This window comes from Arthrobacter sp. JUb119 (assembly GCF_024807995.1).
Classification (GTDB): domain Bacteria; phylum Actinomycetota; class Actinomycetes; order Actinomycetales; family Micrococcaceae; genus Glutamicibacter.
On record NZ_JANUFE010000002.1, the window covers coordinates 438,849 to 455,408 of the forward strand.

12 protein-coding genes are annotated in these 16,560 nt (G+C 58.3%); 11 read left to right on the top strand and 1 reads right to left on the bottom strand.

Translation table 11 applies throughout. The annotated features are described in order from the left end of the window. Positions 1-50: 50 nt before the first annotated feature. Positions 51-524, bottom strand: a complete 474-nt coding sequence (locus tag M2368_RS08085; RefSeq protein WP_388023964.1) for an Lrp/AsnC family transcriptional regulator — start codon at positions 522-524, stop codon at positions 51-53. A gap of 150 nt (positions 525-674) precedes the next feature. On the opposite strand from M2368_RS08085, the gene pdhA reads away from it, so the two are divergent. From pdhA to M2368_RS08140, 11 genes are all read left to right on the top strand, one after another. Continuing rightward, positions 675-1,790 carry a pyruvate dehydrogenase (acetyl-transferring) E1 component subunit alpha gene (pdhA, locus tag M2368_RS08090; RefSeq protein ID WP_105657251.1) on the top strand — a complete coding sequence of 372 codons (1,116 nt, stop codon included), beginning with the start codon at positions 675-677 and terminating at the stop codon, positions 1,788-1,790. A 14-nt stretch (positions 1,791-1,804) separates the two neighbouring features. Further along, positions 1,805-2,794, top strand: coding sequence for an alpha-ketoacid dehydrogenase subunit beta (locus tag M2368_RS08095; RefSeq protein WP_105657306.1), 990 nt, complete (start codon positions 1,805-1,807; stop codon positions 2,792-2,794). Further along, positions 2,794-4,143, top strand: a complete 1,350-nt coding sequence (locus tag M2368_RS08100; protein WP_105657252.1) for a dihydrolipoamide acetyltransferase family protein — start codon at positions 2,794-2,796, stop codon at positions 4,141-4,143. The genes M2368_RS08095 and M2368_RS08100 overlap by 1 nt, the downstream gene beginning before the upstream one ends. Positions 4,144-4,339: 196 nt before the next feature. Continuing rightward, positions 4,340-5,971, top strand: coding sequence for a peptide ABC transporter substrate-binding protein (locus M2368_RS08105; protein ID WP_105657253.1), 1,632 nt, complete (start codon positions 4,340-4,342; stop codon positions 5,969-5,971). A gap of 190 nt (positions 5,972-6,161) precedes the next feature. Continuing rightward, the gene (locus tag M2368_RS08110; protein ID WP_105657254.1) at positions 6,162-7,088 is read left to right on the top strand and encodes an ABC transporter permease; all 927 of its coding nucleotides are present in this window, start codon (positions 6,162-6,164) and stop codon (positions 7,086-7,088) included. Continuing rightward, positions 7,081-8,103 (top strand): ABC transporter permease, encoded by a 1,023-nt coding sequence (locus tag M2368_RS08115; RefSeq protein ID WP_286134154.1) that lies wholly within the window; start codon positions 7,081-7,083, stop codon positions 8,101-8,103. Before M2368_RS08110 ends, M2368_RS08115 begins: the two co-directional genes overlap by 8 nt. Positions 8,104-8,106: 3 nt before the next feature. Beyond that, the gene (locus M2368_RS08120) at positions 8,107-9,750 is read left to right on the top strand and encodes an ABC transporter ATP-binding protein (RefSeq protein ID WP_105657255.1); all 1,644 of its coding nucleotides are present in this window, start codon (positions 8,107-8,109) and stop codon (positions 9,748-9,750) included. Between the two features lie 437 nt (positions 9,751-10,187). Continuing rightward, complete coding sequence (locus M2368_RS08125) at positions 10,188-11,996, top strand: ABC transporter family substrate-binding protein (protein ID WP_332498227.1); 1,809 nt, start codon at positions 10,188-10,190, stop codon at positions 11,994-11,996. A 141-nt stretch (positions 11,997-12,137) separates the two neighbouring features. After that, positions 12,138-13,655, top strand: a complete 1,518-nt coding sequence (locus M2368_RS08130) for an ABC transporter permease (RefSeq protein ID WP_105657257.1) — start codon at positions 12,138-12,140, stop codon at positions 13,653-13,655. 51 nt (positions 13,656-13,706) lie between these two features. Beyond that, positions 13,707-14,777, top strand: coding sequence for an ABC transporter permease (locus M2368_RS08135; protein WP_105657258.1), 1,071 nt, complete (start codon positions 13,707-13,709; stop codon positions 14,775-14,777). Next, positions 14,774-16,471: an ABC transporter ATP-binding protein gene (locus tag M2368_RS08140; RefSeq protein WP_332486603.1), complete on the top strand. Its 1,698-nt coding sequence runs from the start codon at positions 14,774-14,776 to the stop codon at positions 16,469-16,471. Before M2368_RS08135 ends, M2368_RS08140 begins: the two co-directional genes overlap by 4 nt. The last annotated feature ends 89 nt before the right edge of the window (positions 16,472-16,560 follow it).

The following is a 16,560-nucleotide window of genomic DNA, read 5'->3' on the forward strand; positions in this document are numbered from 1 at the left end:
CGGGAACCAGCCAGCCGGCTGGTTCCCGGAACTTTTTGCTGCCCTGTGCGCTACGCGTTATCGGCTAGCGAGTGCTGAAGCAAAGCGGTGGTGCGGTAGGGGACGAGCTCGGCCATGGATAGTGCCGAGTCCGCACGATTCACTCCGTCTATATGCAGCAGCTGTCCATGGACCCGAAACAGCTCCTCGGCGTCTTTGGCCGCTACCCGCACCAAGATGTCGGCAGAGCCGGTGAGCCCGTGTGCTTCAAGCACCTCGGGGATGGCTTCGAGCTTGGCGGCGATATCCCCGAGATGGCGTTGCTCAACATGCAGCTCGACAAAGGAAAGCAGCCCGTAGCCCAGCACTTCGGGCGGGATGCGGCGGTCAATGGAATCAAGAACTTCATTCTCCAGGCGGGTCATCCGCGTCTGCACGGTATTTCGCCCGAGGTTCAAAGCCGTGGCGATAGCCGAGCCGGTGCGCTTGGCTGCGGTCGAGAGGGCCAGCAGGATGCGCCGGTCGGTAGTGTCCAGAAGTTGCATAATGTGCACGTTAGCACTGACGGGTTCTCATAAACAGTGCGTTTTGCTCTAATTCCAAAAACACCATTGTGCATCCTGCCTTGCGTGAGTAGCATCACATTAAGCGGTGTTTGTGAATGAAAACCCGCAACCGACTACGTGAGAGTAAGGATGCCGATCGTGTCCACACAGCACATTGACGTAGCCGCCGGATGCCTACCCACGCATCAGCTGCTGAACGTCGACGGGAAACGAATCCCGGACGAAGAACTTGACCATTATCTGAAGGACCTCAAAGAAGCGGACCTTGCAGATTTCCTTCGCGACATGGTGGTCCTGCGCCGCATGGACAATGAAGCCACCGCATTGCAGCGCCAGGGCCAGCTAGGACTCTGGGCCCCGTTGCTCGGCCAGGAAGCCGCACAAATCGGCTCGGTCCGCGCCACCGAAGCGGATGACTTCATTTTCCCTTCCTACCGCGAGCATGGCGTCGCATGGGCCAGGGGAGTGAAAGCAGAAGATCTGCTCAGCGTGTGGCGCGGGGCCCAGGCCAGCGGCTGGGATCCGAATGAAGTCAATATTGCTTGCCAGCAGATTGTCATTGGCTCCCAGGCTTTGCACGCAGCCGGATACGGAATGGGAATCAAATTCGACGGGGGCAAGCAAGTTTCTGTGGCCTACTTTGGCGATGGCGCCACCAGCCAGGGCGACGTGAGCGAAGCCATGGTCTTCGCCGCCAGCTACCAGGCGCCAGTGCTGTTCTTCTGCCAGAACAACCAGTGGGCCATTTCCGAACCAGTCCACCTGCAAAGCCGCACCCAGATTGCCGACCGTGCCCACGGCTTCGGGCTGAAGACCTGGCGGGTGGATGGCAATGACATCCTTGCAGTCTACGCAGCCACCAAGGCCGCCCTGAATCACGCGCGCAACGGCCTGGGCCCAACCTTCATTGAAGCGGTCACCTATCGCATGGGGTCGCACACCACCGCCGATGATCCAACCCGCTACCGCAAGAGCGAGCAGCTCGAAGAGTGGAAAGCCAAGGACCCTATCGACCGCCTGGTGAAGTACCTGCATGAGATGGGTGCCGATGTGCAGTCCTACGAGCAGCGTGCCCAGAACGCAGCCGATGATCTGGCCGCGAAGCTTCGCGTCGCGATCACCACCATGGAGGACCCCAAGGTGGAAGAGCTGTTCACCAATGTATATGCCGAGAAGCACGAACCAACCGAACGCGCAGCCAAGAACTATCTGGACTACTTGGCAGATTTTGAAGGTGGAGAGTAACTGTGGCAACCACCATGCTCAAGGCGCTGAACAAGTCGCTGCACGATGCCCTGGACGAGGACGAGAAAGTCATCCTGCTTGGTGAAGACATCGGAACCCTCGGCGGCGTCTTCCGGGTCACCGATGGCCTGAAATCCAAATTCGGCGAGCACCGCGTCGTCGATACCCCGCTGGCAGAATCCGGCATTGTCGGCAGCGCCATCGGCCTGGCCTACCGAGGCTATCGCCCAGTAGTGGAGATCCAGTTTGACGGCTTCACCTACCCGGCCTTTGACCAGCTAGTATCCCAGCTGGCTAAATTGCATTACCGTTCCCGGGGCCGTGTGAAGATGCCGGTGACAGTTCGAATTCCCTACGGCGGAGGAATCGGTTCACCGGAGCACCACTCCGAATCGCCGGAAGCATATTTCGCCCACACCGCCGGTCTGCGCGTCTTCGCGCCTTCAAGTGTCGAAGATGCCTATAGCATGTTGCGCCAGGCCATCGATTGCGATGATCCGGTCATCTTCTTCGAGCCGAAGCGCCGCTACCACGAGAAAAGCACAGCTGAACTTCTGGCTCCAACGCCAGACGGATCGCCAAAGGCCAAGATCATCCGACCCGGTGAAGATGTCACCGTGGTCGGCTATGGCCCGACCACCTACACCTTGGTGGATGCGGCCAAGGCCGCAGAAGATGAAGGCACCAGTCTGGAGGTCATCGACCTGCGCACCTTGGATCCGTTGGATATCGACACCGTGGCCGAATCCGTCAAGCGCACCGGCAAGCTGGTTGTAGTCCATGAAGCCAGCCGCACCAGCGGTATCGGTGCAGAAATCTGTGCCGAAATCACCGAGCGCTGCTTCGACTATCTGGAGCACGCCCCATTGCGCGTCACCGGATTCGATATTCCGTATCCGCCATCGCGGCTCGAAAGCCACCACCTGCCCGATTTGGATCGAGTGATGCACGCGGTTGATACCGTGATGCGCCACAACGAGGCAACCGAAGGAGCTGCCAAGTGATGACCGCCCACACATTCAAACTCCCGGACCTCGGCGAAGGGCTCACCGAGTCCGAGGTGCTGAATTGGAAAATCAAGGTTGGCGAGCATGTTGCGCTCAACCAGATCATTGCCGAAGTTGAAACCGCCAAGGCAGTGGTTGAACTGCCCTCGCCGTATGCCGGCTTCGTTCAGGCTCTGCATGCCACCGAAGGTGAAACAGTGCAGGTTGGCGGTCCGCTGGTCACTTTTGATCAGGAGCCAGGCGCTTCCGGCGGGCAGCCGCCAGCAGCAGGTCCCGGAAATCATGGGGAAAGTGCGGCCGTCGAGCGCACCCCAACCCTCGTTGGCTACGGTGCCCCGGCAGACACCGGCAACCGTCCAACGCGAAAAGCTCGTGGCTCCCGCAACGGGGGAGCGGCGCAATTGGCGGAACCAGTTGCATCCGCACCGGATGCCGCGCCGGCCAGTCCTGAGCGCGAGCAACATGAGACGACTCGATGCACACCGCCCGTACGCAAGCTGGCACGCGATCATGGAGTCGATATTTCGGCGCTCGCCGGCAGCGGCGAGGGTGGGCTGGTGCTGCGTAGGGATGTTCAGCAGGCCATCGATTCCGTAGGTACCAGCACCTCATCGGCAAGGGGAAATGAGCCAGCGTCCTCGCCGGATGTGGACCGCCATGTGAAGATCACCGCCGTCCGCAGAGCCACAGCCAAAGCGATGGTGCAGTCGGCGTTTACTGCACCGCATGCCACCGAGTTCCTCACTATTGACGTCACCGAATCCATGGCGTTGGTGGAAAGAATGCGTTCGCATCGCTTGCTGAAGGACCGGAAACTCAACATCACAACGTTGGCGGCGCTCGTGGTGACGAGATTGCTGAAGACTTATCCTGCGCTGAACTCGACGTGGGATGAAAAGGCTGACGAAATCATTGAGTTCGGGTCAGTGAATCTGGGCATGGCTGTGGCAAGTGACCGCGGCTTGCTGGTTCCGGTGCTGAAAAATGCCCAAGCCAAGACGTTGCCCGTATTGGCAACTGAACTCAGCGAGATTATTCTCCAGGGCCGCGAAGGAACGTTGTCACCAGCCCAATTGACCGGTGGCACATTCTCCATTACCAATGTGGGGGTTTTCGGCGTGGATGCCGGGACCCCGATTCTACCTCCGGGGCAGGCTGGAATCCTGGCATTAGGCCAAGTGAAACGAAGGCCTTGGGAATACCAAGACCAAGTTGCCCTTCGCCACACCATGACTTTGGCTTTGTCCTTCGATCACAGAGTGGTTGACGGCAAGGAAGCAAGCGAGTTCCTCGCAGGTGTCGGCTCGGTATTGGAAGACCCCGGAATGATGAATATTTTTATTTGAGCTTAAATAAAAACTGACCCGGCTGAAGTTATTTCAGCCGGGTGAGTAACCCGATTTCAAGCATTGCTTTCATGACTATTCATTGGTTGTTTCGCAATGTTTGATGTAATCTCATTCACTACGTGCTATAGCTCACGCTTGCCTGCACGGCTCTGCGAAATGCAGAAGCAGCAACGATCTGTTGAGGAGAAATAGGATGCGATACTCGCACGCATCTAAGGCTGTCGTTTTATCTGCAGCCTTGGCGCTGACCCTGTCCGCTTGTGGCGGCGGTTCCAATGAAACCGCCGGTGGCGAAGGTGACGGCTCGTACGTCGTCACCGCAAACACCACCGAACCGCAGAATGGCCTTCTGCCGGCTAACACCAACGAAGTTGGCGGCGGCCGCGTAATGGACCTGATCTTCACCGGTTTGGTCAGCTATGACGCAAAGGGCGCTCCGGTCAATGAACTCGCTGAGTCCATCGAAACCGAAGACTCCCAGAACTACACCATCAAGCTGAAGGCCGGACATACCTTCTCGGATGGTTCCCCAGTAACTGCTGCTTCGTTCGTGGATGCCTGGAACTTCGGCGCCGCGGCAAAGAACGCACAGCTGAACTCGTACTTCTTCGAATCCATCAAGGGCTTCGATGAGGTCAACAAGGAAGGCTCCAAGAAGGAAGAGATGGAAGGCCTGAAGGTAGTGGATGACACCACCTTCACCGTCGAGCTGTCCCAGCCTGAGTCCGACTTCCCGCTGCGCTTGGGCTACACGGCGTTCATGCCGTTGCCTGAAGCGGCCTTCGAGGATCCAAAGGCCTTTGGCGAAAAGCCAATCGGCAACGGCCCATACACGTTGACCGAGTGGAACCACGATGTGAACCTGAAGCTGGACGTCAACGAGAGCTACGACGGACCACGCAAGGCGGCTAACGCCGGCATCGACTTCAAGGTCTACCAGTCCACCGACTCGGCGTACAGCGATCTGCAGTCCAACAACTTGGACGTGCTGGACCAGATCCCGCCAAGCTCGCTGGCTTCCTACGAGACTGATCTGGGCGACCGCTCGATCAACTCGCCCTACGCTGGCAACGCAACCATTACCATTCCGGGTTACCTGGAGCACTTCAAGCAGGGTGAAGAGGGCAACCTCCGCCGTGCAGCGATCTCCCGCGCCATTGACCGCCAGCTGATCATCGACAAGGTGTACAACGGCGGCAAGATCAAGGCCGACGACTTCACTGCACCGGTACTTGAAGGCTATAACGCAGAGGTTCCAGGCAGCGAAGTCCTGGACTTCGACGGGGCTGAAGCCAAGAAGCTGTGGGAAGAGGCTGATGCAATCAGCAAGTGGGACTCCGGCGATGAATTCTCCGTCGGCTACAACGTTGATGGCGCTGGCAACAAGGAATATGTCGAAGCTGTCGTCAACCAGTTGAAGAGCAACCTGGGCATCAACGCCGTGGCCAAGCCATTCAGCTCCTTCAAGGAATTGCGCGAGAAGGTCACCAGCTACGAGATGACCGGTGCATTCCGTACCGGTTGGCAGGCCGACTACCCATCGCTGTACAACTTCCTTGGTCCACTATTCGGTACCGGGGCTGGTTCGAATGACGGCAAGTACTCCAGCAAGGAATTCGACGCCAAGCTGACCGAGGGCCTGTCCGCCACGGATCCTGTTGAGGGTGCGAAGATCTTCAACGAAGCACAGGAAATCCTGTTCAAGGATCTGCCGGCTATCCCGCTGTGGTACCAGGCAGTTCAGGGTGGTTGGAGCGAAAACGTGGATAACGTTGAGTTCGGCTGGAACGGTGTTCCTATGTACCAGCAAATCACTGGCAAATAAGTTTCCTTCAGCATTCGGCCTAATCAGAGCGAATAGAAGCTGAAAACTCGTCAAGGGAGATCCGAGCAGCTCAGGGTCTCCCTTTGGCGTGTCCGTCCTGCCTCGCAAAAATACACGTCGATTACTTTATCGACGGAAAGAGGATAAAAATGGCCTTGTGCCCACATGTGTCTCGAGGTGAGATGCAAGCATGTTAAGTTTTACCCTGAAGAGAATCGCGCAGCTGATCCCGGTGTTTATCGGTGCTACTTTGCTGGTGTACTTCTTGGTTTTCGCGACTCCCGGTGACCCAATCGCGGCACTCTCCGGCGGCAAGCCAATGAGTGATGCCACCCAAGCGGCCCTAACTGCGCAATACAACTTGGATAAGCCTTTTTGGGTCCAATACGGCCTGTACTTGAAGAACCTGGTGACTTTGGACCTGGGAACTTCATTCTCGGGCCAAGAAGTCAAGGAGATGCTCGCACGAGCATTCCCTGTCACTGCACGCCTGGCGATACTGGCGTTGCTGATCGAATCTGTCTTCGGCATCATCTTCGGCGTCATCGCCGGCATGCGCAAGGGCAAATTGTTCGACTCGACCGTCCTGATCGCATCGCTGCTGGTCATCGCAGTTCCAACCTTCGTACTGGGCTTCCTGCTCCAGTACGTGGTCGGAGTCAAGCTCGAATGGGCAAAGCCAACCGTTTCCGGTTCGGCAACCTGGGGCGAACTGATCCTGCCGGCCTTGGTCCTGGGACTCGTTTCTCTGGCTTACGTTTTGCGACTGACGCGTACCTCCATCATTGAGAACAAAACCGCTGACTATGTGCGCACCGCAACTGCCAAGGGCCTGAGCCGCAACCGCGTTGTCACCGTGCACATCTTGCGCAACTCGCTGATTCCAGTCGTGACCTACCTTGGCGCCGACTTGGGCGCACTCATGGGCGGCGCCATTGTTACCGAGGGTATCTTCAATGTCCCCGGTGTCGGCCACTTGCTCTACCAGGCAATCCAGAAGGGCGAAACCCCGACGGTGGTTGCCGTTGTAGGCGTCTTGGTGATCGTCTTCGTGATCGCCAACCTGATCGTGGATATGCTGTACGCACTGCTTGACCCAAGGATCCGTTATGCCTGAGAACCAGAACTTTAATCCCGAAGACGGCCTTCCCATCCGAAACACCCGTGCCGGCAAAGTTTCCAAGTACAAAATTGAGCACTACGTGGCCCCATTGGAGGAGACTCCGCTGCAGGCGGTGGATTCTGTCAAGGAAACCGGCAAGCCATTGTCCATGTGGGCTGAAGCATGGCGTTCACTGCGCAAGCAACCGCTGTTCATCATCTCCACGCTTCTGATCATCGCCGTCGTGGTTGTAGCTGCGTTCCCGCAGCTGTTCACGTCCATTGATCCGACTGGCAACCAGGCATGCTTGCTGGAAAATTCCAATGAGCCAGCACGCCAAGGACATATCATGGGCTTCAACCTGCAGGGTTGCGACATCTACGCCCGTACGATCTACGGCACGCGTGCTTCGCTGCTCGTAGGCGTATTCACTACCCTCATCGTGGTGCTGCTCGGCGGTGCCATTGGCGCCCTGGCAGGCTACTACGGCGGCTGGATCGACACCATCCTGGCTCGTCTGGGCGATATCTTCTTCGCGCTGCCGCTGATCCTTGGCGCCATCATCGTGATGCAGCTTCCTGCCTTCCGTGAAAACCGAAGCGTTTGGACGGTTATCATCACCCTTGCGATCTTCGGCTGGCCGCAGCTGGCACGCATTACCCGCGGCGCAGTGATCGAGGCCCGCAACGCGGACTTCGTGAAGGCCTCGCGCGCGTTGGGCCTGTCCAAGTTCAGCGCTTTGGTCAAGCACGTCATCCCGAACTCGTTGGCACCGATCATTGTTGTTGCCACGGTGAACCTCGGCGTATACATCGTTGCCGAGGCCACGCTGTCCTTCCTGGGCGTCGGGCTTCCGCCAGACGTCATGAGCTGGGGCAACGATATTTCCTCCGCACGTACCCAGCTGCGCAATAACCCGACCATGCTGATGTGGCCAGCACTGTTCCTTTCGGTAACGGTATTGAGCTTCATCATGCTCGGCGATGCAGTGCGCGACGCACTGGATCCGAAGGCCCGGAAGGGAGCCTAAGCAATGACTCAGAGTGCAACTCCAAAGCCTCTGCTGGAAGTCAAGGACCTGGCGATCACTTTCTCCACTCCTGACGGTCCAGTGCACGCAGTGCGCGACGCCAACTTCACCGTGATGCCCGGGGAAACCGTGGCCATCGTGGGCGAGTCCGGTTCCGGCAAGTCAACTTCGGCACTGGCTGCTATCGGCCTGTTGGCCGGCAACGGCAAGGTCTCATCCGGCCAGATTCTTTTTGACGGCGAGGACATCGCCCAAGCGAGCGAAAAGCGATTCGTAGAGCTGCGCGGCAACCATATTGGCATGGTTCCGCAGGATCCGATGTCCAACTTGAACCCGGTCTGGAAGATCGGGTTCCAGGTCAAGGAAACCCTGAAAGCCAACGGCTTGGCGGGGGATAACCCGAACAAGCGTGTAGCCCAGGTCTTGGCCGATGCAGGTTTGCCCGATCCGGAGACGCGTGCGAGGCAGTACCCGCACGAATTCTCCGGTGGCATGCGTCAGCGTGCGCTGATCGCCATTGGCCTGGCCTGCCGCCCGCGCCTGCTGATTGCCGATGAGCCAACCAGCGCACTGGACGTCACCGTGCAGCAGCAGATCCTGGACCATCTGGACACCATGACCAGTGAACTGGGCACCGCCGTGCTGCTGATTACCCACGACCTGGGCTTGGCAGCAGAGCGTGCCGAGAAGGTCGTCGTGATGTACAAGGGGCGTGTCGTCGAATATGGCCCAGCGCTGGAGATTCTGCGCAACCCCAAGCACCCGTACACCCAGCGCCTGATCAACTCGGCTCCATCGTTGTCAGCACAGCGTGGAGACAAGCACGAGGCGATTGTTGATGAGGTAATTCCGGGCAAGGCCGAGCCGCTGCTGAAAGTCAGCAACCTGACGAAGGTCTTCGATATCCGCAAGGGGTTCGGCAAGAAGGAGAAGTTCACCGCGGTGGACAACGTGTCCTTCGAGATCCCCAAGGGCACCACCACCGCCGTGGTAGGCGAGTCCGGTTCCGGCAAGTCCACCATCGCCCAGATGGTGCTCAACCTGTTGGACAAGACCGAGGGCGAGATCATCTTTGATGGCGAACAGATTGGCAACCTGAGCGAGAAGCACTTGTTCAAGTACCGCCGACGTGTCCAGCCGATTTTCCAGGATCCGTACGGATCCTTGGATCCGATGTACTCGATATTCCGAACCATCGAAGAACCACTGCGCATTCACGGTATTGGTAACGCGGCATCACGGGAGAAGAAGGTCAAGGAACTGCTGGATCAGGTTTCCATGCCGGCATCCACCATGCACCGCTTCCCGAACGAGCTGTCCGGCGGACAGCGCCAGCGCATCGCGATCGCGCGTGCTCTGGCCTTGCAGCCGGAAATGATCGTTTGCGATGAGGCTGTTTCGGCGTTGGACGTGCTGGTGCAGGCCCAGGTGCTTGAGCTGCTTGATGAGCTGCAACGCGAAATGGGCCTTACCTACCTGTTCATTACCCACGACCTGGCTGTAGTCCGCCAGATCGCGGACAACGTATGCGTGATGGAACACGGAAAGATCGTCGAACAGGGAACGACGGACGAGATTTTCGATGCGCCAAAGAGTGCATATACCCGCAACCTGCTGGCTGCGATCCCTGGAGCTTCGCTGATCTAGCAGCTCGGAAATCCGCTGAATGGGCCGGTGAAACCGTAAGGTTTCACCGGCCCATTCAGCGCTTAACCTGAGCTCAAGCAACGTCATATTCAACGAATATTTCAGATTTAATCAATCTGAAACAAACGTTGCAAAAATGTTATAAATCACTCCGCGAGTCAACATGCATGAAACAGTTGCCCGATTGATTTTTCCCAATCTGAAAGAAATCCTTGAAATCTCGGGGATGTGAGCTGGATCTCGTAAACCCGTGGGTAACAAGCGCGTTGCGAATGACTCTCAGGGGGAGAGTCGCGGCAATATCTGAAGCGCTTCTTTCTATATCCAAGCCAGAAAATTCGGGTTAGTCTATTGCTCAATGGATTGATCATGTGATCTGATCCACATTGGATCCACCGATCCAGCACTCGTATCGTTCAAGAACTCAAGGAGGCGAAATGCGGTTTCAGCGCGTTTCGAAAGCAGTAGCTGTAGGCGCAGCACTGGCCCTGGCCCTTTCGGCTTGTGCACCAGGCGGCGGAGACACAGGCGCCGATGCATCAAAGGATGCTGGCGCAGGTGGCGGCAACGGTTCGGCAGAAGCAGCAAACAGCGGCAAAGCCGATCTGGGTGATATCAAGACTGCCGAAGACAATATCAACGTCACCGTAGGTGCCCCGGAATTCCTGAGCTACAACGGCTTTACTCCGAACACCTATTCCACCTACAACTCGGCCATCGTGGACCGGATGTTCGCTGGGTTCAGCTACTTCGGTACTGACGGCACGCTGTACCCCAACGAGGCCTTGGGCAGCTATGAGAAGGTGAGCGACGATCCGCTCACCATCAAGTACACCATCAACGAAGAAGCCAAATGGTCCGATGGCACGCCGATCACCGTGGCCGACTCCGTGCTGGCATGGGCAGTGCAGAACCTGAACCTCAACGAAGGTGCCAAGGACAAGCCGCTGTTCAACTCGGTCTCTGTTGATCTCGGCGACACTGTTCCAGCTGGTCCGCAGGGCGACTGGGATGGCAAGGAATTCACTGTTGAATTCGCCGAGCCTGATCCGGACTGGGCCCTCCAGTCCTGGATGCTCCACCCAGCACATGTGGTGGCCGAAGAGTCGGGCATGAGCACCGAAGAGCTCGTCAAAGCCATTCTCGCTGGGGAATCCGACAAGCTGAAGAAGGCTGCCGATTTCTGGAACGAAGGCTGGATGACTGACCCGGGCAAGCTGCCCGATGAGAAGATCTCGCCTGTATCCGGCCCCTACAAGCTGGGTAGCTGGAAAGCTGGAGAGTCCGTAACCCTGGTTGCCAACGAGAACTACTATGGCCCCGCGCCTGCAACCAAGGAACTGACCTTCCGCTTCCTTGAAGACGCAAGCATGGTCCAGGCATTGCAGAATAAAGACGTTGACGTCATTAACCCGCAGCCCACCGTTGATACGCTCGCGCAGCTGGAGAATCTTGGCGACGCTGTAGCAATCCAGAAGGGCGACACCCTGACCTGGGAGCACCTTGACTTCAACTTCGCCAAGGGTAACGAAATGACCAATCTGGAACTGCGCAAGGCCTTTGCCATGTGTGTTCCACGTCAGCAGATTGTTGACAACCTGATCAAGCCGCTGAACCCTGACGCCATCGTGATGAACTCCCGCGAAGTCTTCCCGTTCCAGGATAACTACCAGGAAATAGTGGACGCATCCTACGACGGCCGCTACGACCAGGTTGATATCGAAGGCGCCAAGAAGATCCTCGAAGAGCAGGACGCTGTGGGTACCGAAGTACGCATCGGCTACTCGGCACCTAATGAACGCCGCGCCAACCAGGTCTCGGCCATCAAGTCCTCCTGCGATGAAGCGGGCTTCAAGATCGAGGACACCGGTTCGGCTGACTTCTTCTCGCCAAACGGTGCGCAAGACCGTGGCGACTACGAAGTAGCACTGTTCGCTTGGGCAGGTTCCGGCCAGATCAGTTCCGGCCAGAACATCTACGCCACCGGCAAGCCGCAGAACTTCGGCCAGTACTCGAACGCTGAAGTCGATGCAGCATGGGCGACCCTGGCAAGCTCGCTGGACCCGGCTGTCCATGCCGAGCAGACCAAGAAGATCGAGAAGCTGTTGTGGGATGACCTGTTCGGCATCCCGGTATTCGCCCACCCAGGCTTGAGCGCCTCGGGTTCGGATATCCAAAATGTCCGTCACACCGCAACGCAGGACCAGATCGTCTGGAACGCCGAGCAGTGGGTACGTGCTGAGTAATTGCCCCTAGGCAACGTACTTGCACAATGTGAGTGAGCACATGTGGGGCCCGATCAAAAATCGGGCCCCGCAGTGTGTTCAAAGGTCCCCAACCTCAAGGGCCGGCTCACTTCCGTGAGATGAAAGTAGGACATTAGAACCGTGTGGAAATTTATCGCCAAGAGACTAGGCTCAGCACTTGCCGTGCTGTTCGCCGCATCGCTCTTGCTCTACGTACTGGTAATCAATTCAGGTGACCCGCTCAAGGACCTCCGCGAAAGCAACGCGGATAACCGCGAGTATTTGATGGCCCAGCGTGTGGAATACATGAACCTGGATGCACCCTGGTACGGACGCTACTGGGACTGGCTGACCGGCGCCAGCAAATGCCTGATTGGCCAATGCGACCTGGGACAGAATATCAACGGCGTAGAGGTCTCCGGCTTGCTGGCCAATGCCGCATCGTCCACCTTGCGGCTGGTAGTGCTCGCTACGGTGATCGCCGCGGTTCTGGGTATCGCCATTGGCGTTTTGACTGCAATCCGCCAGTACTCCGGCCTGGATTACATCGTTACCTTCATGACCTTCCTCTTCTTCTCGCTTCCCGTCTTCTGGGCAGCTGTGCTGCTCAAGGAGTACCTGGCGATCAGCTACAACGACTGGCTGGCGGATCCGCAGATATCCCTGGGGTCATCCATAGCCATAGGCATCGTCGTCGGACTCGTCCTGCAGATGTTCCTCGGGGGCTCCTTGAAGCGCCGTGGCATCACCTTCATAGCTGCCGCTGTTTTCGTCCCGCTGGTGCTGCAGTACAGCATTTGGCTGAATTTCTACCGCTACCCGCAAATGGGCCCCGCAATCATCATCGTGCTGACGGCACTCGTGGCCTTGAGCGCCACTGCCATGAGCGTTGGCCTGAATGAAAAGCGCGTGCTGTACCCGGCGCTGATTACCGTCGTGCTGGTCTTGGCCATGTACTACGCGACCTTCTACATGCTGCTGGAACCAAACGCATGGATCCTCTTGTTCGGATTGGTCCTCGCGGTAGCGATTCCGGCAGTAGTCGGGCGCTTCATGGGCGGCCGCTTGCGCAAAGCAGCGATGTCCGTCTCCGTAGCCACCGGTGTTGTCGGTGCAGGATTGACCGTTGTCGATCACATGTTCCGCGCTTGGCCTGGTTTCCTGGATGTCAAGGGTCGCCCCATCGCGACCATCGGGTCGTCCACTGCTAACCTCGAAGGCGGTTTCTGGGATCACTTCCTGGATAACGGCACCCAGTTGCTGATGCCGACCATCCTGCTTGCAGTGATTTCTTTGGCTAGCTATTCGCGCTACACGCGTTCTTCCATGCTCGAAGTGCAGCGCCAGGACTACATTCGCACCGCCCGTTCCAAGGGATTGAGCGAACGCACCGTGATTTTCCGGCACGCGTTCCGCAACGCGATGATCCCCATCGCCACCATTGCAGCCTTCGACTTCGCCGGCCTGATCGGCGGTGCCGTGATTACCGAGCGCGTCTTCGGCTGGAAGGGCATGGGCGAAATGTTCGCAACCGGCCTGGATCATGTCGACCCGGCACCTGTGATGGCGTTCTTCCTGGTTACCGGTACCGCCGCAATCATCTTCAACTTGCTGGCGGATATCGTTTACGCCCTGCTTGACCCACGAATCCGAGTCTAGGAGGCATGGACCAATGAACATCCTTCATGCCTGCAACCCTAAGGACCAGCGATGAGCACCCCGAACAAGAACTTGAACGAGAACGAGCCGCAGAACCTGAATTCCGTGGCCGAGGTGGAAGACGCCAAGCTGGCCCAAATCCACGAAAAGCCGAAGAGCCAGGGACGCATTGTTCTCGAGCGCTTCGTCAGCCACAAGCCGGCGATGATTTCCGCGGTGATCCTGGTCGTCATCACCGTTTTCGCTTTCAGCTCCATTGGCTGGGGACCGATCCCCGGCTGGTGGGGACAGAACTTCTACCACGCTGGTGCCGTTGTGGATGGCGGCAAACCGACCTTGAGCCTGGTCCCCGCCTGGCTCGGCGGCGAAGGCATCCGCATCGGCGAGCACCCCTTCGGGCAGGACTCGGTCGGCAAGGACTACTTCGCCCTGGTCATGAACGGCACGCAGAAGTCCATCATTATCGGCGTTGTGGTTGGCTTGGTCGCCACTGTCCTGGGAACCGTCATCGGTGCTGTTGCCGGCTACTTCCGCGGATGGGTCGACGAAATCCTGATGCGCATCACTGACCTGTTCATCGTGATCCCATTGCTGGTCCTGGCCGCTGTTCTGGGCAAGATGGCTGGTGCATCCACCGGTTCCATCATCATCCTGGCCCTCGTGCTCGGCCTGGTGACCTGGACCGGCTTGGCCCGACTGGTGCGCGGTGAAATCCTTTCGCTGCGCGAACGCGAATACGTTGCTGCCGCCCAGGCCATGGGTTCGAAGACCAGCCGCGTGATCTTCAAGCACCTGATCCCCAACACCATGGGCGTGATCATCGTGAACGCAACCTTCGCGATCGCTGGCGCGATCCTGCTGGAGTCCTCGCTGTCCTACCTGGGCTTCGGCGTGAAGGCTCCAGAATCCTCGCTGGGCCTGCTGATCAGCCAGTACCAGAACGCCTTCACCACCCGCCCGTATTTGTTCTGGTGGCCAGGCATGATCATCGTTACCATCGCCCTGTCGGTGAACTTCTTGGGTGACGGCTTGCGCGATGCGTTCGACCCGCGCCAAATCGGAAAGAAGCGCCGCCGCCGCGCCGGCCTGTTCGCCCTTCCAACCCGCAAGGAGAAGCCATGAGCCACGCAGCACCAATGAACGAACAAGGCTCAGACGGCTACGCGCTGAGCTTCACCGACCTCAACGTCGTCTTTGCCACCGGTGGTGCAGACGTCCACGCAGTCAAGGGCTTGTCCTTGACCGTCCGCCCCGGGCAGGTCGTGGCGCTGGTTGGCGAGTCCGGTTCCGGCAAGTCCGTCACCTCAACTGCGGCGATGGGCCTGCTGCCGGAAAACGCCAATGTCTCAGGTGCCGCCAAGGTCGGCAACGTCAACGTGGTTGGCCTGGACGAAGGCAAGCTGCGCAAGATGCGTGCCACCGACATCGCGATGGTCTTCCAGGAGCCCATGACTGCGCTGAACCCGGTGCTGACCATTGAGCGGCAGTTGACTGAAGCGCTGGAACTGCACGACATCGCCTATGGCAAGGAAGCAACCGACCGGGCCATCGAGCTGCTGGACATGGTGGGCATCCCGGATCCCGCCAAGCGCGTCAAGCAGTACCCGCACCAGTTTTCCGGCGGCCAGCGCCAGCGTATCGTCATTGCCATGGCGATATCCTGCGATCCCAAGGTGATCATCGCCGATGAGCCAACCACCGCACTGGATGTAACGGTGCAGGCAGAAATTCTCGATCTGCTGCGCGAGCTGAAGGATCGACTGAATACCGGCATCTTGCTGATCACCCACAACATGGGTGTTGTCGCGGATATGGCCGATGAAGTGGCCGTGATGTTCCAGGGCAACCTCGTCGAGACCGGCACCGTGGAGCAAGTTCTGCTGCGCCCGGAACATCCATACACCCAGCGCCTGCTGGCCGCGGTACCGCGCTTGTCTGCTCCGGCTGTTACTACTGCGACGCCCCCGCACAGCTCCGAAACTGCGCCTCCAGGACGCGAGCTGGTGCTGGAAGCCAAGGACCTCGTGCTGGAATACGACATGCGGGGAAAGATCTTCCGCGCCGTGGAAGAGGTGAGCTTCGATATTGCCAAGGGCGAAGTCCTAGGCATTGTGGGCGAGTCCGGCTCTGGCAAATCCACCATCGCCAAGGCGGTGCTCGGCTTGTTGCCTGTGGCTAGCGGCAGCTTGTCGGTCCAGGGCCATGATCTGCCGAAACTTTCCCCGAAGGAAGCCCGCGCGGTTCGCAAGAAAATCGGCGTCATCTTCCAGGACCCGGCAGCATCCTTGAACCCGCGTTTCCCAATTGGCGATTGCATCACCGAACCAATGGTGGTTCACAAGGTTGGCAGCAAAGCAGGGCGCATCAAGCGTGCTGAAGAACTGCTCGATGCGGTGAAGCTGCCGCGCAACGTGATCAACCGATACCCCCACGAGCTCTCAGGCGGCCAGCGTCAACGTGTTTGCATTGCTCGCGCGTTGACTTTGAACCCCGAGCTGCTGATTGCCGATGAGCCAACTAGTGCTTTGGATGTTTCGGTTCAGGCAGTCGTATTGGAAATGCTGCAGGACCTGCAACGGGACTTCAACTTCGCGTGCCTCTTTGTCAGCCATGATCTGGCTGTCGTTGACATGCTGGCTGATGCGGTCGTAGTGATGCAGTCAGGCAGGGCGGTTGAGCAGGGCATGGTGGATACCGTGCTGCATGCCCCAACGCACGACTACACCAAACGCCTGTTGGCCGCGGCTCCGGTGCCGGATCCGCATGAGCAGGCAGTACGCCGTGAGGCTTGGCGCTTGCTGAACAGCACGAAGTAGATACTGAGCTGAACGACGAATAAGGGGGCTCGTTTCCAGATCTTTCACTGGAAGCGGGCCCCTTCCGTCTGCCCGGGAGAGCTGGACAT

Excerpts from the sequence above, each read along its gene's own strand:
- M2368_RS08085 (WP_388023964.1), bottom strand. The coding sequence starts at position 524 with ATGCAACTTCTGGACACTACCGACCGGCGCATCCTGCTGGCCCTCTCG.
- pdhA (WP_105657251.1), top strand. The coding sequence starts at position 675 with ATGCCGATCGTGTCCACACAGCACATTGACGTAGCCGCCGGATGCCTA.
- M2368_RS08095 (WP_105657306.1), top strand. The coding sequence starts at position 1,805 with ATGCTCAAGGCGCTGAACAAGTCGCTGCACGATGCCCTGGACGAGGAC.
- M2368_RS08100 (WP_105657252.1), top strand. The coding sequence starts at position 2,794 with ATGACCGCCCACACATTCAAACTCCCGGACCTCGGCGAAGGGCTCACC.
- M2368_RS08105 (WP_105657253.1), top strand. The coding sequence starts at position 4,340 with ATGCGATACTCGCACGCATCTAAGGCTGTCGTTTTATCTGCAGCCTTG.
- M2368_RS08110 (WP_105657254.1), top strand. The coding sequence starts at position 6,162 with ATGTTAAGTTTTACCCTGAAGAGAATCGCGCAGCTGATCCCGGTGTTT.
- M2368_RS08115 (WP_286134154.1), top strand. The coding sequence starts at position 7,081 with ATGCCTGAGAACCAGAACTTTAATCCCGAAGACGGCCTTCCCATCCGA.
- M2368_RS08120 (WP_105657255.1), top strand. The coding sequence starts at position 8,107 with ATGACTCAGAGTGCAACTCCAAAGCCTCTGCTGGAAGTCAAGGACCTG.
- M2368_RS08125 (WP_332498227.1), top strand. The coding sequence starts at position 10,188 with ATGCGGTTTCAGCGCGTTTCGAAAGCAGTAGCTGTAGGCGCAGCACTG.
- M2368_RS08135 (WP_105657258.1), top strand. The coding sequence starts at position 13,707 with ATGAGCACCCCGAACAAGAACTTGAACGAGAACGAGCCGCAGAACCTG.
- M2368_RS08140 (WP_332486603.1), top strand. The coding sequence starts at position 14,774 with ATGAGCCACGCAGCACCAATGAACGAACAAGGCTCAGACGGCTACGCG.